The organism is Pseudomonas sp. CFBP13508 (assembly GCF_005233515.1).
Classification (GTDB): domain Bacteria; phylum Pseudomonadota; class Gammaproteobacteria; order Pseudomonadales; family Pseudomonadaceae; genus Aquipseudomonas; species Aquipseudomonas mercuritolerans.
Window position 1 is genome coordinate 197,846 of the sequence record NZ_QFZZ01000001.1, and the last position, 21,616, is coordinate 219,461.

The window sequence follows — 21,616 nt, forward strand, 5'->3', positions numbered from 1 at the left end:
ACATATTGCAGCACCTTCCCTCACTTCAAGATGTACCGAAAATGCGCCCCCTCAAGTCACTTGTTGCAGCCTCGTTGCTGCTCAGCGGGTGCAATGGAATGCCAGTCGCTTTTGTTCAGGATCCTGTTTTAGACCAAGCCTTTGTCGTTCACTCCGGAGCGCCTTTGCCTTACCTGCTGATGGGTTCGGCTGTGCAATGGAATGAAGACTTCGCCGTGACGGTAAAGCACATTCCTTACTTGTCGGGCACGGTTTTCCAGGGGCAGGCAGACGTGCAGTTCTTCCGTCACAAGGCCACTAGCGTGCCGGCGTGGCGCGGCTACAAGCCGGGTGAAGAGCTGACTTCGGTGGGCTTCAATTCGCTGTACATGTCGGTCAAGGGCACCGGCCAGGCCTTGCCGGCCATGGTTCGCCTCGACGTCAAAGAGGGCAACGTGCTTTACGGCACCCACAATGGCGCATTGGCCAAAGGCATGTCCGGCGGGCCGGTGTTTTCCGCCGACGGGAAAGTGGTTGGCATCAACGTGGCGTTCCTCACCCGTGACGACGTCAGCCGCCTCAAGCGCAAGGACTTGCTCGATCAACCGCGCGTAAGCATCTTTTTGCCGTACGCGGAGATCAATCGCGAGTGGTCGCGCTATCAGGCCAGCATCACCCCGACAGCGCCTCCGGCGACCAAACTGGCCAGCCGCTGATCAGCGTTCGCGCAGCGCTTCGCGGGCGCGGTTGAGTGGTTTGATCAGGTAGTCGAGCACGGTTTTTTCGCCGGTACGGATGTCCACCGTGGCGATCATCCCGGGCACGATGGCGAAGCGTTTGCCGGCCTTGTTGCGCAGTTCATCCGAAGCGGTGCGGATGAACACGCGGTAGTAGAAGATTTCCGGCTTGGCTTCGTCCTGAATCGTGTCCGGCGAGATCGTCACCACCTCGCCGTCGAGGCTGCCGTAGATCGAATAGTCATAGGCGGTGATTTTCACTTTCGCCGCCTGGCCCGGGTGAATGAAGGCGATGTCGCGCGGCGAGATGCGCGTCTCGATCAGCAGTTGTTCATCGAGCGGCACGATCTGCATGACCTGGCCGTTGGGCGCAATGACGCCGCCAATCGTGCTGACCTCGATGTCCTTGACGATGCCGCGCACCGGCGAGCGCAGGGTCAGGCGCGACAGTGAATCGGTGCGCCCACGGATCACCGCTTCGAGCATCTGCGCTTCGGCGTTGGCCTTGGCCAGGTCTTCGCGGGCGCGGACCATGTAATCGGAGCGGGCTTCGGTTGCTTTCAATTCCAGCTCCGAGCGCTGACGGGTCAGGCGCAGCACTTCGACCCGGCTCGAGGCGCCGATCTTCGCCAGGTTTTCAGTAATCGCCAGTTCGCTGCGCACCAGTTTCAGCGAGCTCTGAATACCGTCGAGGGTTTCTGCCAGACCTTTGCGCCGGGTCTGGTAAAGCTCGGTTTCGGCGCGGATCAGATCGGGAAATTCCTGCAGCGATGCGTCGAAGGTCAGCGGCTTTTCGCTGACTTCGGCCTGCAAGCGGTTGACGCTGGCCAGCGCCGCGCGGTACTTGGCCGCGCTTTCGCCGACGTTGGACTGGTTCTTCACCGGGTCCAATTGCGCGAGAATCTGCCCACGCTCGACCAAAGCACCTTCGCTGACATTCAGCTGCTCAAGAATGCCGCCCTCCATCGACTGAATGACCTGCTCGCGCGAGCTGGGCACCACTTTGCCGGTGCCGGTCGAGACTTCGACGATCTCGAACCACGCGGCCCAGGCAATGAAGCAGGCGAGCATCAGCGCGCACCCCCAGATCACCTTTGCGCCACCGGCAAGTGCGCGCTCATCGCGGCCGTCGAGGTAGGACATCGGGTCCGGCACATCGGTCATCATCGGCTTCATACCGCCACTCCTTTGCCCGGTGCGCGCAGCCGCGCCAATGCCGCGTCGCGGTGGTCGTCGATGACGATACGTCCGTTGTCGAGAACGATGATCCGCTCGACCAGTTGCAACACACTGACCCGGTGCGTGGCGACTACCAGCGTTCGGCCCTGGGTCCAGGTCGCGAGTTTTTCCAGCAGCAGACGCTCGGTGACGTCATCCAGCGCGGCCGTTGGCTCGTCGAGCAGCAGCACTTGCGGCTGACGGATCAACAAGCGTGAGAGCAACAGGCTTTGACGCTGACCGCCCGACAGGCCCAAGCCACCTTCAAGCACCAGATGATCCATGCCTTTGGGCAGCTGACGAACGAAATCCAGCGCGCCAGTGACAGTCAGCGCGGCGATGATTTCCTGATCGCTGGCCTGACCGGCGCCGAGGGTGATGTTGTCGCGCAAGGTGCCGTGAAATAGTCGCGCCTGTTGCGACAGCAGGCCGACGTCGCGGCGCAGATCGGCCGGATCCAGATGTGCCAGGGCGATGCCGTCCAGAGTGGTTTCACCGCTGCTCAGATCCATCGCGCCGCCCAGCGCTTGCAGCAGCGTCGACTTGCCAGCACCGTTGCGGCCGAGCAGGGCGATGCGCTCGCCGGGGCGGATGCTCAGGTCGATGTTGTTGAGCGCCGGGGTCGACTCCTCGCTGTAGCGAAAACTGGCCTGACGCAGGCGGTAGTCGCCGCGAATCGCCGGCAGGTGCACGCGCTGACTGCCTTCGGGATGATCCACCGGCATCTGCATGATCCGGTTCAAGCCTTCGAGCGCGACCTTGGCCTGCTGCCATCGGGTGAGCACGTGGGTCAGTTGCGCCATCGGCCCCATCATCCGCGACGACAGAATCGACGCCGCGACCAGACTGCCGGTGGTGAGGTCGCCGGCAATCACCATCGGCGCGCCGAACACGATGACCACTGCGAACACTCCGCCTTGCACGTTCTGCGTCCACGCCACCAGGCTGTTGGTCAAGGTGCGCAGGCGCAGGCTGCTGTCCGCCGAGGCGGCGTTGTACTGGTTCCACTGTTGCTGGAAACGCTGCTCGGCCTGCAATGCCTTGATGTCGTCGAGGCCCTGAATACTCTCTACCAGCATGGCGTTGCGTAGCGCCGCTTCACGCATCGAGGCATTGGCCAGTCGCGCCAGACGCGGTTGCGCGATGATCCCGGGCAGCAACATGAACACCAGCGCCACCAGTGGAATCAGCACCAGTGGCCCGCCGATCAAATAGAACACCAGCAGAAACAGCAGGAAAAACGGCATGTCCGCCAGTGCAGTGGCGGTGCTGGAGGTGATCAGGTCGCGGATCTGCTCCAGCTCGCGCAACTGCGAAATGAACGAACCGGTGGATTTCGGCCGCGCGGAATTGCGCAGGCGAAGGGCGTGGCCAAAGACCAGATCGGAGACGCGCAAGTCGGCGCGCTTGCCCAGCACATCAGTGATGCGCAGACGCAGAATGCGCATGACGAAATCGAACAGCAGCGCCAGCATCACCCCGCCGAACAACACGTACAGGGTCGGCAGCGACTCGGCCGGAATCACCCGGTCGTACACCTGCATGGAAAACAGTACCCCGGCCATGCCCAGCAGGTTGGCCACCAGCGAGGCGATCATCACTTGGCTGTAAGGCCGCAGATCGGTGAGGACGATGCGCCGGAACCAGTGCTCGTCGTAGGGCTTGATGTAATCGTTGGTGCGCACGTCGGCCACCGGTTGCGTCGGACGCAGAATCACCGTGCGCAATGCCTGCTCGGCGAGCGCGGTGGCGTCCATGCGACTCTGCAAACCTTGATCGCCACTGAAGCAGATGCCCAGCTCGCCGGTTTCGCCGATGCTTTCGAGCACGCCGACCTGACCGTCGCGCAGTTGCACCACCAGCGGCGTGCGCCAGCGACTCAGGCTCTTGTTATCGAATACCGCGAATTTCACGCTCAAACCGGCCTGACGCGCCATGTGCCGAACCACTTCTTCGACGCGGCCTTCGCTGTGCACCGAGGCCAGGCGCACGCTTTCCGGGGAGACGTCGAGGCGATAGTGGCGGGCGACCTTGAGCACCGCTTCCAGCCACGGTGAATAATCCTCGCGAGCCTCGGCAGCGGCGGGTTCGGGAACAGTGATGCTGGCATCGGTCATGGCAGGATCTCGACATTCTGGATGGCGCTGTGGTCGATGCCGAAGACCCGGCGAATCGCACCGCTGTTGTAGAAGCAGTCGATCTGCAGGCGTTGCAGATCAGCCTGGGTATTGACCAGATCGAAGCGCGACTGATGGATTTCCTGCTCGGCGTTGAGCAGGTCGAGCAGCGGTCGCGTGCCCAGTTCCAGGTACTGGCGGCCATACAACATGCGCGCTTCGGTGATGCTGGTCTGGCGAAATTCCAGCGAGCGCAGCCGCCGGTTCAGGCCCGAGGTTTGCGCCTGGGCTTCAGCCAGACCCTGGCGCGCTTGCAGACGGGCGAAGTCTTCGGCCGAATCCGCTGCGGTCAGCGCATGCCCGGCGGCGCGGCTGCGCGCACTGATCGCACCGCCCTGGTAGATCGGCACTTCGAGGTTGAGGAAGATTCCCACCTGGGTGCGATCAGCGCGCGAGTTCTGATCGTCGTAGTGGTCGTCCAGGTATTGGTTGACCGACGGTTGCAGCGACAGGGTCGGGTAGGCTTCGGCCTTGGCTTGCGCCAGTTCGGCCTGAGCCTGCGTGCGTTGCGCTGCGGCTTGGAGCACGGCGGGCAGGGTGTCGGAGATCTGCGAGGCGTCGCAGGCCTGGGTTAGCGTCGGCGCGGCGGCGTCGCTGACCGCCGGCGGCGTGCGCCGTCCGAGCAGACTGGTCAGGGTCGCTTGCCAGCGTGCGTATTGCGCCTTGAATTCCTGCAACGTCGCCGTCGCGCCTTCGGCCCGGGACTGCGCCTGAACCATATCGGAGCGGGTGCTGGCGCCCATGTCGCTGCGCTGTTTGGCCAAATCAACGATGCCGCCGATGCCCTGAATCTGCTCGCGCGCAACCTCGAGCAGACGCTGATAACGCTGCACCTCGATGTAGGCCCTGGCGGTGTCGCGGGCGATGTCGTCGATCGCCAGCAGAATCCCGGCCTGACTGCGCGCCACCCGGGCGCGGGCGGCGTCGACCGAACTGGAAACCTTGCCGAAGTCATACAGCATCTGCTTGAGGGAAATGTTCACCGACTGGCTGCCGGCATCGCTGCCGTAACCGCTGGTGTAGCCACCCTTGATGCCGCCGGTGACCTGCGGGTAATAGCCGGATTCGGCGACGTTGACCCCTTCGCCTTGCTGGAACAGGGTGCCGATGGCCTCGCCGATGCGTGGGTGCCAGTCCACGGCGAGCCTGACCGCTTGTTCCAGACCCAACGCATCCGCATCGGCAGACGCTTTGGAAGCGAGGGCAGGGCGCTGACGATTGTCAGTGCCTGCCGGTTGTTGCAGTTGCGACGGGCTGATGCTGCGCAAGCTGATGTCGAGATTGTCGTCGGCGCGAACGCCGACGGTGAAAGCGGGGTAGAGGCCGATGGTCAACAGGACCACCGGCCATTTCTGGCGAAAAACTGACTCCACAGACTTCCCTTACTGTTGAGAGACCAACGTTCGATGGCTTGTTTCAAACCACTTGAATGCCGTTCTGTACCCACAAGTGGTGGCTCGGATCCTCCTGCGCCGTGTATTGAACATAGTCGATGCCGTCGGCCTGTTGCGTGCCATCGGCGACCCAGCCATCGGTCATGTGCACGCTGTCCCTGTCGTCACCCTTGATCAGCAAAGTGTTGTTGTCCGAAGAGGTAATCGCCAGCAGGTCGCCGAGATTCAATGTCAGCGCAACCGCACTTGAATGGTTAAGGTCGAGGATTTCGACGTTGTGGATCTTGCTCTGCAGATCGCCGAGGTTGATCGACACGTCGCCACCGGCCCAGAGCAGGGTGTCGGTGCCGCTGCCGCCATCCACCGAGTTGAACTGCTGGTCGGCGATGATCAGCGTGTCGTCGCCACCGCCACCTTGCAGGGTCACGGCGCCACCGTGCGAGCCGTCGAGGGTGTCGTTGCCCTCGGTGCCCTGGATCAGCTCAATGCCAGTGGCTTGGGCCAGACCGAGGTCATCACTGGCCAGGGCCGAGAAAGCGGTGCTGGCAAATGCGCCGGCCTTGTTCAGGTCGATGGTCAGCGTCGCGGTATCCACGGTGCCGTTGGGGTGGGTGAGTTGGTAGGTGAAGGTGTCTTCCTGGCCGATCACCGCATCGGTCAGCCCGGCCTTGAGCGTGTAGGTGTAGTTGCCGTTGGCCTGCACCACCAGGGTGCCGTAATTGCCGACCAGCGAGACGCCGTTGTAACCCGGCGCGACGTAACTGCCGGCGACCAGCACGCTGAGCAAGGTGTAGACCGAGCCCAACACATCGGCACCGCCGCCCGCGGTGTCGGTGAGCAGATTGCCCGATACCGGCGTGTAGCTGCCGACCACAAACTGATTGTTGTAGGTCGCGACGTTGATCAGGCTGGTGTTGACGCTGGTCAGCAGGCCGAGGCCGCCCACTGCCACCCGCACCTGATAACTGCCGGCGGTCTGGTCGTCGAACTTGATCCCGTAGTTGCCGCCGCCGAGATTGACCAGCGCGTTGCCGCCGTAACTCTTGACCAGCACGTACTGGTTGGTGGCGGTGTTGAGCTTGTACAGGCCCACCGTCATCGAACCGAGCAGCGCCAGCAGATTGCTCGAATTGACCACCACGGTCAGGTCACTGACGGTATCGGCCGCGACCACCGTGTTGTAGTTACCGCTGCCGCCGCCCAGCAGCACATTGAACGTGCCGAGGGCTGAGTTGGTGGTGACTTCGCGGTTGATCAGGGTGACGTCAGTCGAGGCGATGTCCGCTGTGGCATCAACCACCAATGCCGGGCTGCCAAGGTTGGCGTCATTCCACACTTCGCTGGCTTGCGGGCTGTCGATGCGCACATACAGATTGGCGGTGTCGCTCAAACCGTTCGGGTGCACCAGTTGGTAGTTGAACACGTCGACTTTGCCGACGCTGCCAACACTGCCGTTCGGTTTATAGCTGTAGTTGCCGTTGGCGTCGATGGTCAGCGTGCCGTACAACCCTTGCACCGTGGTGCCGGCCCCAGCGCTGATCCAGGCGCCGTTCTTGAAGATCTGCAACTGCGCGCCGTTGTCCGGGCCGGTCTGATCGGCCGTGCCATCGACGCCAACGTTGGTGATGACGTTGCCGGTCACCGCTGGCCCGGCAACGCCGTTGAACTGGGTCAGGCTGCTGACGTCCAGTTGCAGCTGGGTATTGACCGTGGTCAGCACGCCGATGCCGGTGCTCGAAACCGTCAGTCGATAATCGCCTGACAGCAGGTTACCGATGTCGACCCGCACGCCTTGGCCGGCGAGCGCGATCAGGTCGAGCAGGCCGCCGCTGCCGTTGACATCCAGAGTCACCCAGTTGCCGCTGGCATCCTTGACTTGCAGGGTGTAGACCACGCCATCGATCAGCGAAATCAGGCTGCTGGTGGTCAGCGTCAGGGTCGGATCAAGACGCGTGCCGCCGGCGACGGTGAAAGTGAAGGTTTTCGAGAATCCGGCCAGCAGCGTAGTGAACGAGTCGTTGAAGGTCTGCGACGCGGTGACCGGAGTCAGGGTGACGGTGCCGACGGCAAGGTCATCGCTGGCGATCACTGGCGCGTTGACGTCGACGTCCGGCGCAATGACGTTGGCGGCTACCGAAACGTTGCCGCGTGCGTCGCTGAGGTTGACGGTGAGGTTTTCGCCGTTGATCTGCGCACTGCTCAGGGTGACGGTAAACACGCCGAGGTTGTTGACCGTGCCGGTGCCCAGAACGGTGCCGCTGGCCGACTTGATGGTCACGGTTGCACCGGCTTCACCGGTACCGGTGACGGTCAGGCCGTCGGCACCGACCAGCAGCGCCGTGGCGGCAGCGGGTGGTGTCAGGTCTGGCGCCGTCGCAGTCGCCGCAGCCGATACGTTGCCGCTCGGATCGGCCTGGGTGACGCTGAGTACCTGGCTGTTGATCTGCGCTGAGGCCAGTGCCACGGAGAAACTGCCGTTAGCGGCGACGGTGGCGGTGCCGAGCACCACCCCGCCGGCGCCGAGTACGCTGATGGTCGAACCGGGCACGCCGACGCCAGTGAGCACGGTGCCGCTGCCATTGACGCTGACGCCAGTCGGCGCGCCGGGGGCGGTGCTGTCCGGCGCTGTCAGGCTGGCGTTGGGCGACAGGTTGCCGGCCGGGTCGACCAGACGCACGGTCAACAGCTGTCCGTCGAGTTGCGCGGTGTTCAGGTCGAAGCTGAACGTGCCGCCACTGCCCACGGTGGTGGTGCCGATTAGCGCACCGCCCGGGCCGTAGACGTTGACCGTCGCACCGGCTTCGCCCGTACCGCTGAGGGTCAGACCGTTGCCAGCGAGCGTCAGACCGCTGGCTGCGATCGGCGCCTGCACGTCAGGGGCCGTCAGATTGAAGACCTGCGACAGATTGCCCGTCGGGTCGGCTTGTTGGACGTTGAGCTGTTGGCCGTTCAGTTGCGCGCTGGACAGTTGTACGGTGAAGGTGCCGCCAGCATTGACCACAGCGGTGCCGAGGACGGTACCGGCTGCGTTGGTCACGCTGACGGTCGCGCCGGCTTCACCCGTGCCGCTGACCGCCAGGCCGGTGCCGTTCAGGCTGACATTGCTCAGCGGCGCCGGCGCGGTGGTATCGGCGACGCTGAGGTTGGTAACCGGTGAAACGTTGCCCGCCGCGTCACTCTGCGTGACGCTCAGTTGCTGGCCATTGAGTTGGGCGGAGGACAAGGTCACCGAGAACGAGCCATTGCCCGCCACCGTCGCCGTGCCCAGCACCGTGCCACCCGCACCGCGAACAGTGACGGTGGCGCCGGCTTCACCGAGCCCGCCGAGCACCAGTCCGGCGCCGCTGAGGACCAGCGCCGTGGGCGCCGCCGGAGGGGTGATGTCTGGCGCGGTTACGTTAAGCCCGGATGAGCTGTTGTTGGCCGCATCGGTCTGAGTCGCATTGAGCACCTGACCGTTGACCTGCGGCGTATTGAGCTGCGCGCTGAAGGTGCCATTGGCGCCAACCGTCGCATTGCCCAACACTACGCCGCCAGTGCCGGTGATGGTCACCGACGCGCCGACTTCGCCGCGACCGGTGACCAGTGTGCCGCTGGCATTGACCGCCAGATCGCTGAGTGGCGCCGGCGCCGAAGTGTCGCCTGCGGTGATTTCAGTCGGCAGCGAGGCGCCACCCAACGCAGTGTTGGCGGTGACTTCGAGGCTTTGGCCGTTGGTTTGCGCAGGCGTCAGCACCACGCTGAACGTGCCATCCCCGCCGGTGACGCCGGTGCCGATCAGGCTGTTGTCCGGCGCGTAGACATTGATGGTGGTGCCGATCGCCGCCGTGCCGGTCAGCGTCACGCCGTCGGCTGTCAGTACAAGATTGTCCGGCGCAGCCGGGGCTGGCACTGCCGGAACAGTCAGGTCGGCGTCTGCGGACACGTTAGTCGCGACGTCTGTTTGATTCACTGTCAGCACCTGGCCGGCAGTGATGCCCGGATCCAGATCGATCAGGAATGTGCCGTTGGCCGCGACCGTGCCGGTGCCGACAACATTGCCCAGCGCATCGGTCACCTCGACACTCGCGCCGGCTTCGCCACGACCGGCGAGTTGGCTCAGATCGCCGCTGATGGTCAGACCGGTGACGGCATCCGGAGCCGTGGTATCTGCCGCCGGGTAGAGCAGCTCTGGCGATGCGTTTTGCGCTTCGTCCGTCGCGATCACCGACAACAACTGACCGTTGGCCTGGGCCGGATTCAGCGTGACTGTATAGGTGCCGTCGCCCAATGCCACTGCTGTGCCGAGCACGGTGCCGGTGGCGGACAGCACAGTCACGGTGCTGCCGGCTTCGGCGGTCCCGGCGAGCAAGGTGCCGGCGCCGGTCAGCGATGTCACCGTTGGTGCGATCGGTGCAGTGCTGTCCGGCGCGTCGACCAGTACGGGCTCGGACTGGTTGTTTTGCGCGTCGGCTTGCACTACCGAGAGCGCGCGGCCATCCAGTTGCGCAGCCGACAACGTGACGCTGAAATTGCCATCTGCCGCCACCGTCGCCGTGCCGAGCACCACCGCGCCGTCAAGCACGGTGACGGTTGCGCCGGGCTCGCCGGTGCCGGTGACGGTCAAGCCGTCCTGGCTGACATTGAGGTCGGCCACTTCCAGCGGATCAGTGCTGTCGCCCGCCTGCAGAGGTGCTGTGGGTGAAATGTTTGAAGCCGGATCAGTCTGATTGACGCTCAACAGCTCGCCATTCACCTGCGGCGGATTGAGGGTCACGCTGAACGAGCCATTGCCGGTCACGGTTGCCGAGCCCAAAACAGTGCCAGTCGCGCTGAGCACGCGCACCGTGGCGCCGGCTTCACCGGTACCGGTCAATGTCACGCCGTCGGGCGCGAGAACGAGGCCGGTGGGCGCAGCGGGCAGGGTGATGTCCGGCGCAGTGACGGGCACGATCGGCGAAGGGTTGCCCGCCGCATCGCGCTGGATCACCGACAAGGCTTCACCGTTGAGCAGAGGCTGATCGAGGATGACGCTGAAACTGCCATCGGCCGCGACGGTGCCGGTGCCGACGATGGTGCCCACCGCGTTGGTGACGACTACCTGCGAGCCAGCCGCACCGGAGCCGGTGATCAGGCTGCCGCTGGCGTCGATCTCGACATCGGTCAGTGCTGCAGGAGGCGTGCTGTCAGGCGCCGTCAGGGTGCCGGCAGGCGAGGCATTGCCGGCCGCATCCGCCAACACCACGAACAGCGCTTGGCCATTGGTCTGTGTTGGGGTCACGGTGATCTGGAAACGGCCATCGCTGCCCACGGTGCCGGTGCCCAGCTCGGTACCGTCTGCGGATGTCACGCGGACAATGGCGCCGACTTCGCCGGTCCCGGTGAGGGTGTCGCCATCGGCATTCAGTTGCAGATCGGCCGGCGTCGCTGGCGGGGTCAGATCCGGTGCGGTGATCGACACCGGCGCGCTGACGTTGCCGGGTGGATCGGCCTGCTGCACGCTGAGGATCTGTTCATTGATCTGCGGCGGATTGAGGGAGACGCTGAAGGTGCCGTCGCCGAGCACCACGCTGGTGCCGAGCAAGGTGCCATTGGCATCGCGCACGGTCACGGTCGCGCCGGGTTCGCCAGTACCGATGACCAACGCGCCGGACGAGTTGATATCGACGTTGTCCAGTGGATCAGGCGGGGTGAAGTCCGGTGTGGTCAGGTTCACTGCCGGCGAGTCGTTGCCCGCCGCGTCGGCCTGGACCACGGTGATCACTTCGGCATTGGTCAACGCCGGGTTCAGTGGCAGGGTGAAGGTACCGGTCGCGCTGACCACGGCGGTGCCAAGCACGTTGCCGTCGCTGTCGATGACCCGGACCTGCGCGCCCGGTTCGCCGCGCCCGGTCAGGCTTGCGCCGTCGCCGCCGATGCTCAGTTGCGAAACGGCCGCTGGCGGTGTGCTGTCGACCGAAGTGAACGGCGTGGCTGCCGAGGTGTTGCCCGCCGCATCCGTCAGCGACACGGTCAGCGCCTGACCGTTGGCTTGCGGCGTGGTCAGGGTGATCGCAAACGTGCCGTCGATGCTCACGGTGCCGGTGCCGACCAGCGCTCCGGCAGCGTTGTATACGTTGACCGTGGTGCCGGCCTCACCGGTACCCGACAGCAAGGTGCCGTCAGGGCTTGCCACCAGCGCCGCCGGCGCATTGGGGGCGAGCAGGTCCGGGGCGATCAGGTTGACGCTGTTGGATTCGTTGCCGGCGGTGTCGGCCTGGCTCAGGCTCAAAGTCTGGCCAGAGGTCTGTGCCGGGCTGAGGGTGACGCTGAAGGTGCCATTGGCCGCCACCACGGCGCTGCCGAGAACCACTCCGCCGGTGCCGAGCACGGTCACCGTGGCGCCGGTTTCACCGCGCCCGGTCAGGGCCGTGCCGTTCGGTGCCAGACTCAGTTCACTCAGCGGTGTTGGCGCGGCGATGTCGGCAGCGGTGTAGTCGGTCGGTGACGAATTGATACCGGTGCTCGAGGTTGCCACGGCAGACAGCTGTTCACCGTTGAGTTGCGCGGCGTTGAGGGTGACGCTGAAAGTGCCATTGGCCGCCACCAGCGCGCTGCCGAGCAACACGCCCGAGGCATTGCGAATGCTCACGGTGCTGCCGGCGGTGGCCGAGCCGGTGAGGGTTAGACCGTCAGCGCTGAGGGCCAGATTGGTCGGTGCACTTTCCGCCAGATTGCCCGGTGCAGTCACCGGCGCCGCCGGTCCGGTGTTGCCGGCAGCATCGATCTGCACCACGGAAAGATTCGATCCAGCCACCGCCGCCGGGGACAACGTGACGCTGAAATTGCCGTTGCTGGCAACGGTCGCAGTACCCAGCAAAACACCGCCGGCATCGCGAACTTCCACGCTGGCGCCGACCTCGCCGATGCCGGTCAGGGTGGCACCATTGGCGCTGACCGCCAGATCGCTCGCCACCAACGGCGCCGTGCTATCGACCGCATTGACGATTGCCGGGGCCGACGGATTGCCTGCCGCATCGGTGGCCGTCACGTTCAGCGACTGGCCATTGGTTTGCGGACTGTTGAGGGTAATCTGGAAAGTGCCGTTTGCGGCCGCCGTGGTTGTACCGAGAAGATTGCCCTGGCTGTCGCGTACGGTCACGGTACTGCCGGCCTCGGCGTTACCGGCCAGTTGCACGCCAGCAGCATTGAGGGTCAATGCGCTCGGAATCGCCGGCGCGGTCAAATCCGCGGCGATGACTTCAACCGCCGTCGAAACGTTGCCCGGCGGATCTTCCTGAGTGACGGTCAGCACTTCGGCATTCAGTTGTGCTGCGTTCAGCGTGACAGTGAACGCGCCGCCGCTGCCGACCTGTGCGGTGCCGAGCAAGGTGCCGTCGGCGCTGCGTACAGACACGGTGGCGCCGGGTTCGCCGTGGCCGGTAACGGTGACGCCGTCGGCATTCACCGCGACTTGGGTCAGTGCCGCCGGTGGGCTGATGTCGGGTGCGTTGACACTGGTCGACGGCGAGACATTGCCGGCAGAGTCGGTCTGGCTGATCGCCAGCGCCTCACCATTGGTCGGCGCTGGCGCCAGGGTCACGCTGAACGAGCCGTCCGCGCCCACCACGGCGCTGCCCAGCAGGGTGCCGTTGGCGGTGGTGACATTGACTGTTGCGCCAGCCTCACCTGTGCCGCTGAGGGTGCTGCCATCGGCGCTGATCAGTGGATTCTGCACAGCGGCCGGCGGGGTGCCGTCGACAGTGATCACGCCAGTGGAAGTCGAGGCGTTGCCGTTGGCGTCGGTCAGAGTGACCTGCAGGGTTTCGCCAGTGTTCTGCGCATTGGGCAAGGTGACCTGGAAGTTGCCGCTCTGATCGACTACGCCGGTGGCCAACACGTTACCGGCGGCATCGCGCACGGTCACGGTGCTGCCGGCTTCGCCCTGGCCTTTGACCACGGTGCCGACGTCATTGATCGTAACGCCAGTCGCTGCGGCGGGCGGTTGCAGATCGCTGGCAATGATGCCAGCGGGTTGCGACAGGTTGCCGGCGGCGTCGCTCTGGATCGCGGTAAGCGCCTGGCCATTAAGTTGTGCCGGCGTCAGCGTCAGGCTGAACGTGCCGTTGCTGGCGACCAGTGCAGTACCGAGCACGGTACCTGTGGCGTCGGTGACAGTGACCGTCGCCCCGGCCTCACCGCGTCCAGTGAGTGTTGTGCCGTTGGCATTCAGCGCCAGATCGGTCACAGCGTCTGGCGCCGTGCCATCGATCGCCGTCACCGTGCCCGGAATCGAGACGTCCCCGTCGGGACTGGTGGCCGTCACCTGGAGAACTTGCGCGTTGATCTGTTTGCTACTGAGCAACAGGGTGAAGCGGCCGAAGCTGTTGATCAGACCTGAGCCGAGCACAGCGCCGCTGCTGCTGGTCACCGTCACGGTGCAACCGGGCGTTCCGGCACCGGTCAGGGTGAAACCATCGGCACTCAAGGCCAGATCGGTCGGGGTCGCGACCTGGCTACCGTCCAGTCCTGCCAGCGGCACGACGGGCGAATCATTGCCGCCGCCATCCGTGCTGATGACTTCCAGATTGCCGCCAGGCTCGGCCGGTGGGCTGAGGGTCACGACAAAGCGGCCATCCGCATCGGCCGTCGCGGTGCCCAGCACAGCGCCACCGCCGGCAATGCTGACGGTGACCGTCGTGCCCGGTTCGGCAAGGCCAGAGACCTGCGTGCCGGCCGGGTTGAGCGCGAGATCGCTGACCGCTGCCGGCGGCGTGCTGTCCGGCGCGGCAACGGTGCCTGGCAGCGAACTGTTGGCGCCGTCCGACACCACGACTTGCAAGGCTTCGCCATTGGTCTGCGCATTATCGAGGTTGACCGTGAAGGCGCCCGTGCCGTCAGCGGTCGCAGTGCCGATGACGTTGCCGTCGGCATCCAGCACCTGCACCGTGTTATTGGGCTGCGTGGTACCGGTGACCGTGGCACCTGAAGGATCGACGGCCAGCCCGGTCGGTGCAGGCGGGGCGGTGATGTCCGGTGCGGTGACCGGCGTGGCCGGCGAGGGCAGGGCGCTCGCATCGGTCTGGATCACGTTCAGCACCTGACCGTCGAGCTGAGCCGGACTCAGGTTGACGCTGAAATTGCCGTCGCTGGCGACCACCGTAGTGCCAAGCACCGTGCCGTCGGGCGCGCTGACGGTTACGGTGCTGCCCGCTTGCCCGGTGCCGGTCAAGGTCACGCCGTTACTGGCGAGCACGACATTGTCCGGCGCCAGCGGCGCGGTGGTGTCCGTCGCCGTTAGTGGTGTGCTGGGGGAAACGTTCACGCCATCCGATTGGCTGACTTGCAGTTGTTGGCCTTCGATCTGCGGGCTGTTCAGCGGCACTGTAAAGGCGCCGCTGCCGTCGACGATCGCGGTACCTAAAATATTGCCCGCCGAATCCTTGACTGACACCGTGGCACCGGGTTCGCCGGTGCCACTCAGTTCAGTGCCACCTGCATTCAGCGTCAGATCCGAAGGGGCAGTGGGAGCCTGGATATCCGGCGCTTCAACTGGAACTGCCGGCGAGCCCGACGGCGAGCCGTCGCTCTGCACGACGCTGAGGTTCTGGCCATTGGTTTGTGGCGAGGACAGGGTGACCTCGAACCGGCCGTTGCTGCCGACAATAGCTGTTCCCAGCACGGTCCCATTGGTGTCAGTGACAGTAACGGTGGCGCCGATCTGACCCGCGCCGGAGACCACGGCGCCATTGGCGGAAATGCTTACATCGGTCACGGCAACCGGCGTGGTCAGATCGGGTGCGATCACGTTGACCGGCGCCGAAGGATTGCCGTCTGCGTCGGTCTGGATCACTTGCAGCTGTTGCGCATCGGTCTGTGGTGTGGAAAGTGGAACGGTAAAATTACCGTCGGCACCCACCGTGCCGGTGCCGATGATATTGCCGGCCGGATCGCGCACGGTGACTGACGCACCCAACTCACCCTTACCGGTGAGCGTCTGCCCCTGAGCGTCGAGCGCGAGATCGGAGACGGCCGTGGGTCCTTGGGTGTCAGGCGTGACGTAGCTCAGTGGTGCGGAGGTGTTGCCAGCGGCGTCGCTGGCACTGATCTGCAGTGTTTCGCCGTTGTTCTGTGGACTGCTCAGTTGCAGGCTGAACGTGCCGTCCGCCGCGACAACGGCCGTGCCGAGCAGATTGCCGTTGGCGTCACGCACCGTCACGGTCGAACCGGGCTGGCCGCGTCCACTCAATTGCGTGCCATCGACGCTCACTGCGATGTCACTCGGTTGAGTCAGCCCGTCGAGGTCAACCGCGATGATAGTCACTGCTGGCGAAGGGTTGCCGGCGGCGTCGGTGACCAGCACGCTCAGCGCCTCGCCATCGATTTGCGCGGGGTTGAGTTGCACGGTGAACGAGCCATCGGCGGCGACCAAAGCTGTCCCCAGCAGCGTGCCTTGGGCATTGGAGACGCTGACTGTGCTGCCGGGTTCGCCACGGCCGGTCACCGAGAGGCCATCGCTGCTCACCGCTACATCGGTCGCCGCGGCGGGGCCGGTGATGTCTGGTGCGTTGAAGGTAACGGCCGGCGATTGCGCACCGGCGCTGTTGACCGCCACGACACTGAAGGTTTCACCGTTGGCCTGCGCACGAACCAGCGTCAGCAGGAAAGTACCGTCAGCGGCCACCGCCGCGCGCCCGAGCAATTCGCCGTTGGCGGCACGGACTTCAATGGTGGTGCCGGCCCGGGCGGTGCCGGTCAGCTGGCTGCCGTCGCTGCTCAAACCAAGATTGCCTGGCGTCGTCGGTTCGACGATCTCCGGCGCGCTGATCGTTGCGCCGGTCGAGGTGTTGCCTGCGGCATCGGTGGCATTCACTGTCAGCGGCTGACCGCCGGTTTGCGCGGGGCTGAGGATGACGCTGAAGGTGCCATCCGCCGCAACCACGGCGCTGCCGAGCGGGCTGCCATCGGCGGCGCGCACCTGGATGGTCGAGCCGACTTCACCGGTGCCGCCGAGTTGCGTGCCATCGGCGCTCACAGCGAGGTTGCCAGGCGCGGTGGGCGCGGTGGTATCCGGCGCAGTGACCGTACCGGGTGTCGAAACGTTGCCCGCAGGATCGGTGAGCGTGACGTCGAGCGGCTGGCCATTGTTCTGTGGCGTACCCAGGTCGACCTGGAAACTGCCGTCGGCGCCAACGGTTCCGGAACCCAAAAGGTTGCCGGCCGCATCGCGTACCTGAACGACACTGCCAGCTTCGCCAAAACCACTCAGCACCCGGCCATCGGCCGACAAGGTTAATCCGGTCGCAGGCGCGGGAGGCGTCGCGTCTCCACCGCCACCACCACCTCCGCCGCCCCCACTTCCGCCGGCAGCGGCTGCCGCACCACCCGCGCCCAACAGGCCAAGCCCGGCAATCGCCCAGGCCGGCGTCGCCCCATCCACCACACCGACGCCAGCGATCAGCTCGTCCAGCGAATTGATTTCGTCAAAGGTAAAGCCATTGAACGGCTCGGCGCTGTAGCGCGCCTGCCACAGCGTCGCGTCGTCACCCTGAAAGACAATGTCATTAGGCACGCCGTCAGGGCTGGTGACAAAGAAATTGGAGATTTTGATTTGCTCGCCAGACTTCAGATTGACGATCAAATCCTGACCGCTGCGACTGGTCGACGCCAGTTGGTCGGGGCGGACCGGAATTTGTACAACTGAAGGCTGACTGAGCTGAACATTGCCCCAGTTCTGGGCAGTGAGCTGAGAATTGGCTTTGTCGGCAATGACGATGTTGTCCATTACTACTCCCTGTAAATGGGTGGGTGGACGTCACGGATGGTTTTAAAACCATAGATAGGGAGTTTGAAATAAGGCCGCCTGATTTTTGACGAGTTACCGAAGTGGCATTTTGCCAACGATTATCCAGCTGATATTAAAAGAGATTTATAAGGCTACCGTTTGTCGGGCCGTTGGATCCAACGAACGGTTGGATGAAACAAAATGTGTCTTTTTTAAAATTGGCAAAAAAGACCGAAGAGGAAGCAGAATCGCAACCGTAACGTTGATGGCTAATTAGTATTGAAATTATTAAGCGCTATAAATGCATTGCGCAGTCGTCCATTGGCGAAGGTATTAATCAATAAGCGCAGGAAGGACGACAAGCTTTGTATAAGTATTTACGCTTTTTCGTTTCAGCGGATTTTTCGCCTCCACATCACTTCATGCGCTAGCTATCGATCGCCGAAGTGATAGAGAACGGATGTGCACTAGCGTTTACGTGGCACAGAGCGCATCGCGATTTCTTTCAAACTCTCTGAACCGCTCAAGGTCAATCCTTGTAACGGTCACGTCATTCACATCAGAGGTGAAGGAATGGATAACTACCACATCAACAAAAACCAGCAGCGCTGGGAACTGGTCAAAGAGGGCGCGCAGCGTGCGTCGAAAACGGCTGCGACCAAAGCCGAGATCACCCAAATTGCCAGCGACTATCTGCAGGACAAAACCGCCTCGCTGAAAATTCATAAAGAAGACGGGACGATCCAGGAAGAACGCACCTTTCCGCGCGCAGCCGACCCGCGAAAAACCAAAGGCTGAGCAGGCTGTTCTTTTCTGTGTTCATCGTTTCTTCAGAAGGGTCTGATTTATGGTCATTGCATGTCTGGGATGGGGCTCACTGATCTGGAAACCGGACGGCTTGCCGCTGGCCAGCGAATGGTTTGCCGACGGGCCGCAGGTACCGATCGACTTCGTTCGCGTCAGTGACACTGGCGAGTTGACTACAGCCATAAGCGCGAACGCGCCGCCGTGCAAAGTGCTGTGGTCGGTCCTCGACGTGACCGATCTCGATCAGGCCCGTGAGCTCCTGCGTATCCGAGAAGGCGTGCCGGAGGGCAGGGAGGATGGCATCGGCAGCTTCACCCTCGGTCCCTCGGCGATGGGCGTGCTTGCTGAATGGGCAATTCCTCGGCAACTCGATGCGGTGATCTGGACGGCGCTGCCCGGCAGATTCAAGAACATTGAAGGCCTGGTGCCGAATGTCGACGACGCAGTTTCTTATCTGGCCGGGTTGAGCGGCGCGGCGCACGAACAAGCGCGCGACTATATCGAACAGGTGCCGGCGCAGATCGACACGCCGTATCGCCGTGAAATCATTGCCAGGCTTGGGTGGAAATGATGAGCGCCCGCAGCCAGGCGCAAATTGCCGCGATCTTCGATCAGCTGTTGGCACTGCGAGAAAGTGTGGACATTCTCCAGCACGTGGAGAGCGCCAGCGTCGAGTCGCTGCGTGGCCATCAGACCGTGGACGCTCCCGAGGCGCTGGATCTGGTGTTTCAAAAGCTGCAAGAAGACATCGCCAGCATGGAGGAAACGTTGGCGACGATTGCCGAGGCGACCGGGGACGTGCCGAAGTTGTGAGGGTGTCGCGGGGGTGGCATGCAGAGATGATTTGCCTGGTCTGGCGCCTTCGCGAGCAGGCTCGCTCCCACAATTGATTCGTGAATCGATTGATTTCCGGGGTCTGACGCAAATCCCTGTGGGAGCGAGCCTGCTCGCGAAAGCGCTGGATCTGGCACTTACTCTGTTGGATGTGCCGACGTTATCGCGAGCAGGCTCGCTCCTACAACGGGGCTGGATCTCTCACCACGCGCAACGCATCCACCACCAGTGAAAACGCCGGCGACGGTTGACGGCGACTGGGGTAGTAGAGGTGGAAGCCGCCGAATGGTTCGCACCAGTCTTCCAGCACTCTGACCAAACGCCCTTCGGCCAGATGCGCACCGAACTCGTCTTCAGGCAGGTAGGCAATTCCCAATCCGTTCACGGCCGCGTCGGTGATGTGCACGGTGGAGTTGAACACCAGTTGGCCGTCGACCCGCACTTTCAGCTTTTTGCCCTGACGCTCGAATTCCCAGGCATCGACACCGTCGTAGGTCGGAAATCGAATGTCGATGCAGCGGTGCGCCGCCAGATCGCGCGGATGTTGCGGGGCGGGATGCCGGGCAAAGTAGTCGGGCGAGGCGACGACGGCCATGCGCAGCGGCGGGCCGATCGGTACGGCGATCATGTCTTGGGCGACGGTATCGCTGAAACGCACGCCGGCATCGAAGCGGTCGGCAACGATGTCGCGGAAACCGTAGTTGATATCGAACTCGAGCTTGATGTCCGGGTATTGCAGCAATAGTGGCGTCAGCTTGGGCAGCAGAGTGGTCTTGATGATGTTGTCGCCGCAGGTGATGCGCACCGTACCGGCAGGCTTGTCGCGCAACTCGGTCAGCGCGTCCAGCTCGGCTTCGATCTCATCGAAACGATGGCCCACGGTGTGCAGCAAGCGATCGCCGGCCGCCGTCAGTGACACGCTGCGTGTGGTGCGGGTCAGCAGGCGAATTTTCAGACGCGCTTCCAGCGCCGAGACTACCTGGCTCACCGCCGATTGCGTCACGCCCAGTTGCACCGCCGCACGGGTGAAACTGCCGGTGCGGGCCACGGTGACGAAGGCGAGCAGGTCATTGAAGTTGGGTTTAGCCATGGCGTGACGCTCGGGTTTATTGATTAGCAGTGTTTATAACCGCATTAAGCACTCATTAGCTAATCAAAGCCTTGCGCCTGCGCAACAATACCTCCATCCCGGCCTCGCCTGGTTTCTCGATCAAGGACGCCCCCATGAAACGACTGTTCATACTGCTCGGGTTTCTCCTGAGTTCATTTACTGCATTCGGAGCTGACATGTCCCACGGTGCCGACAATTTCTTCAAGAGCGACAAGGTGACCGTGCAGAAGGTCAGCTTCAAAAACCAATATCAACTCACCGTGGTCGGCAACCTGTTTGTGCCCAAAGGACGCGACCCGGCAGCGCGCAGCGCGGCGATTATCGTTGGCCATCCGATGGGCGCGGTAAAGGAGCAGAGCGCCAATCTGTATGCGCAGAAACTGGCGGAGCAGGGCTTTGTCACCCTGTCGCTGGATTTGTCGTTCTGGGGCGAAAGCGAGGGCGCGCCGCGCAACGCGGTGTTGCCGGACATGTATGCCGAAGACTTCAGCGCGGCCGTCGATTACCTCGGCACACGGCCATTCATCGACCGCGAGCGCATCGGCGTGTTGGGCATCTGCGGTAGCGGCAGCTTCGTGATCAGCGCGGCGAAAATCGACCCACGCATGAAAGCCATCGCCACCGTCAGCATGTACGACATGGGCGCGGCCAACCGTGATGGCCTCAAGCACTCGCAAAGCCTTGCGCAGCGCAAGCAGATCATTGCGCAAGCGGCCGAGCAGCGTTACGCCGAGTTCACTGGCGGCAAGGTCGCATACACCGGCGGCACGGTGCTGGAACTGAAGGCCGACACCCATCCGATCCAGCGTGAATTCTTCGATTTCTACCGCACCCCGCGCGGCGAATTCACCCCGGCCAGCTCGACGCCGCAACAGACCACGCGTCCAACGCTGAGCAGCAACACCAAGTTCATGAACTTCTATCCATTCGTCGATATCGAGAGCATCTCGCCGCGCCCAATGTTGTTTATTGCCGGTGCAGACGCGCACTCCCGTGAGTTCAGCGAAGAGGCGTTCCGGTTGGCGGGGCAGCCGAAAGAACTGGTGATCGTGCCGAATGCCGGCCATGTCGATCTGTACGACCGGGTCGAGCTGATTCCTTTTGCCAAGCTGACGCAGTTCTTCAAGAGCAACCTGAAGTAACTTTCAACGCGACGGAGCAAAGCGATGCGGACTTTTGCCAACGGCTGGAAGGGATTCGTACTGATGGCATGGCTGCCCGTTGCTCTGTCTGCACCGACCGCTATGGAGGCCAGCACGATGTGGATGACCGTCGGGGAACAGCGTTTTGCCATTGCTCTTGAGGACAACCCGAGCACTCGGCAATTGCTCACGCGATTGCCGCTGAGCCTGGACATGGCTGACCTGCATGGCAATGAAAAATACGCCACCGTGCAGCCGCCATTGCCCACCCAGCCCTACCGGCCGGGCACGATCCACAACGGCGATTTCCTTTTGTATGGCGACGATACGTTGGTGGTCTTCTATAAAACCTTCGATTCGTCCTACCGCTATTCGCGTCTTGGCCGCATCGAACGCCCGCAGGACTTGGCCGAAGTCTTGGGGCGCGGCGATGTGCGGGTGACGTTCACTCTGCATGAGTGAGGAGAGTCATTG

General features: G+C 63.4%; 11 protein-coding genes. 6 read left to right on the plus strand and 5 right to left on the minus strand.

Annotated features, from left to right (window positions below; genetic code table 11):
- The first annotated feature begins 164 nt into the window (after positions 1-164).
- Entirely contained in the window at positions 165-695 is a 531-nt protein-coding gene (locus PspCFBP13508_RS01000) for a trypsin-like peptidase domain-containing protein (protein ID WP_137213385.1), read from the plus strand.
- Here PspCFBP13508_RS01000 and PspCFBP13508_RS01005 read toward each other — a convergent pair whose 3' ends face one another.
- The 4 genes from PspCFBP13508_RS01005 to PspCFBP13508_RS01020 are packed head-to-tail and all read right to left on the minus strand — an operon-like array spanning position 696 to position 17,248.
- Positions 696-1,880, minus strand: a complete 1,185-nt coding sequence (locus tag PspCFBP13508_RS01005; RefSeq protein WP_038862077.1) for an HlyD family type I secretion periplasmic adaptor subunit — start codon at positions 1,878-1,880, stop codon at positions 696-698. It lies immediately after the preceding gene.
- An 8-nt stretch (positions 1,881-1,888) separates the two neighbouring features.
- On the minus strand, positions 1,889-4,051 hold the full coding sequence (locus tag PspCFBP13508_RS01010) for a type I secretion system permease/ATPase (RefSeq protein ID WP_137213386.1): 2,163 nt from the start codon (positions 4,049-4,051) through the stop codon (positions 1,889-1,891).
- Positions 4,048-5,484 (minus strand): TolC family outer membrane protein, encoded by a 1,437-nt coding sequence (locus tag PspCFBP13508_RS01015; RefSeq protein ID WP_130910116.1) that lies wholly within the window; start codon positions 5,482-5,484, stop codon positions 4,048-4,050. Before PspCFBP13508_RS01015 ends, PspCFBP13508_RS01010 begins: the two co-directional genes overlap by 4 nt.
- Positions 5,485-5,527: 43 nt before the next feature.
- A complete protein-coding gene (locus PspCFBP13508_RS01020; protein WP_137213387.1) occupies positions 5,528-17,248 on the minus strand; it encodes a BapA/Bap/LapF family large adhesin in 11,721 nt (3,906 codons plus the stop codon).
- A 573-nt stretch (positions 17,249-17,821) separates the two neighbouring features.
- Here PspCFBP13508_RS01020 and PspCFBP13508_RS01025 point away from each other — a divergent pair.
- Genes PspCFBP13508_RS01025 through PspCFBP13508_RS01035 form a run of 3 tightly spaced genes read left to right on the plus strand, consistent with a single transcriptional unit; the run spans position 17,822 to position 18,868 of the window.
- Positions 17,822-18,046: a DUF2188 domain-containing protein gene (locus PspCFBP13508_RS01025; RefSeq protein ID WP_016774410.1), complete on the plus strand. Its 225-nt coding sequence runs from the start codon at positions 17,822-17,824 to the stop codon at positions 18,044-18,046.
- A gap of 49 nt (positions 18,047-18,095) precedes the next feature.
- A complete protein-coding gene (locus PspCFBP13508_RS01030; RefSeq protein WP_071171999.1) occupies positions 18,096-18,626 on the plus strand; it encodes a hypothetical protein in 531 nt (176 codons plus the stop codon).
- On the plus strand, positions 18,626-18,868 hold the full coding sequence (locus PspCFBP13508_RS01035) for a hypothetical protein (RefSeq protein WP_137213388.1): 243 nt from the start codon (positions 18,626-18,628) through the stop codon (positions 18,866-18,868). Before PspCFBP13508_RS01030 ends, PspCFBP13508_RS01035 begins: the two co-directional genes overlap by 1 nt.
- A 202-nt stretch (positions 18,869-19,070) precedes the next feature.
- Here the strand turns inward: PspCFBP13508_RS01035 and PspCFBP13508_RS01040 are convergent, their stop codons facing one another.
- Entirely contained in the window at positions 19,071-19,979 is a 909-nt protein-coding gene (locus PspCFBP13508_RS01040) for a LysR family transcriptional regulator (RefSeq protein WP_137213389.1), read from the minus strand.
- Positions 19,980-20,113: 134 nt separating this feature from the next.
- On the opposite strand from PspCFBP13508_RS01040, the gene PspCFBP13508_RS01045 reads away from it, so the two are divergent.
- Together PspCFBP13508_RS01045 and PspCFBP13508_RS01050 are read left to right on the plus strand one after the other, a co-directional pair.
- Positions 20,114-21,142 carry an alpha/beta hydrolase gene (locus tag PspCFBP13508_RS01045; protein ID WP_137213390.1) on the plus strand — a complete coding sequence of 343 codons (1,029 nt, stop codon included), beginning with the start codon at positions 20,114-20,116 and terminating at the stop codon, positions 21,140-21,142.
- A gap of 24 nt (positions 21,143-21,166) precedes the next feature.
- Positions 21,167-21,604: a cyclophilin-like fold protein gene (locus tag PspCFBP13508_RS01050; RefSeq protein WP_241662941.1), complete on the plus strand. Its 438-nt coding sequence runs from the start codon at positions 21,167-21,169 to the stop codon at positions 21,602-21,604.
- Positions 21,605-21,616: the final 12 nt, after the last annotated feature.

Bases quoted from the DNA above. Each gene is read 5' to 3' on its own strand.
- PspCFBP13508_RS01010 (WP_137213386.1), bottom strand. From the start codon at position 4,051: ATGACCGATGCCAGCATCACTGTTCCCGAACCCGCCGCTGCCGAGGCT.
- PspCFBP13508_RS01050 (WP_241662941.1), top strand. From the start codon at position 21,167: ATGCGGACTTTTGCCAACGGCTGGAAGGGATTCGTACTGATGGCATGG.
- PspCFBP13508_RS01045 (WP_137213390.1), top strand. From the start codon at position 20,114: ATGAAACGACTGTTCATACTGCTCGGGTTTCTCCTGAGTTCATTTACT.
- PspCFBP13508_RS01035 (WP_137213388.1), top strand. From the start codon at position 18,626: ATGAGCGCCCGCAGCCAGGCGCAAATTGCCGCGATCTTCGATCAGCTG.
- PspCFBP13508_RS01020 (WP_137213387.1), bottom strand. From the start codon at position 17,248: ATGGACAACATCGTCATTGCCGACAAAGCCAATTCTCAGCTCACTGCC.
- PspCFBP13508_RS01025 (WP_016774410.1), top strand. From the start codon at position 17,822: ATGGATAACTACCACATCAACAAAAACCAGCAGCGCTGGGAACTGGTC.
- PspCFBP13508_RS01005 (WP_038862077.1), bottom strand. From the start codon at position 1,880: ATGACCGATGTGCCGGACCCGATGTCCTACCTCGACGGCCGCGATGAG.
- PspCFBP13508_RS01030 (WP_071171999.1), top strand. From the start codon at position 18,096: ATGGTCATTGCATGTCTGGGATGGGGCTCACTGATCTGGAAACCGGAC.
- PspCFBP13508_RS01040 (WP_137213389.1), bottom strand. From the start codon at position 19,979: ATGGCTAAACCCAACTTCAATGACCTGCTCGCCTTCGTCACCGTGGCC.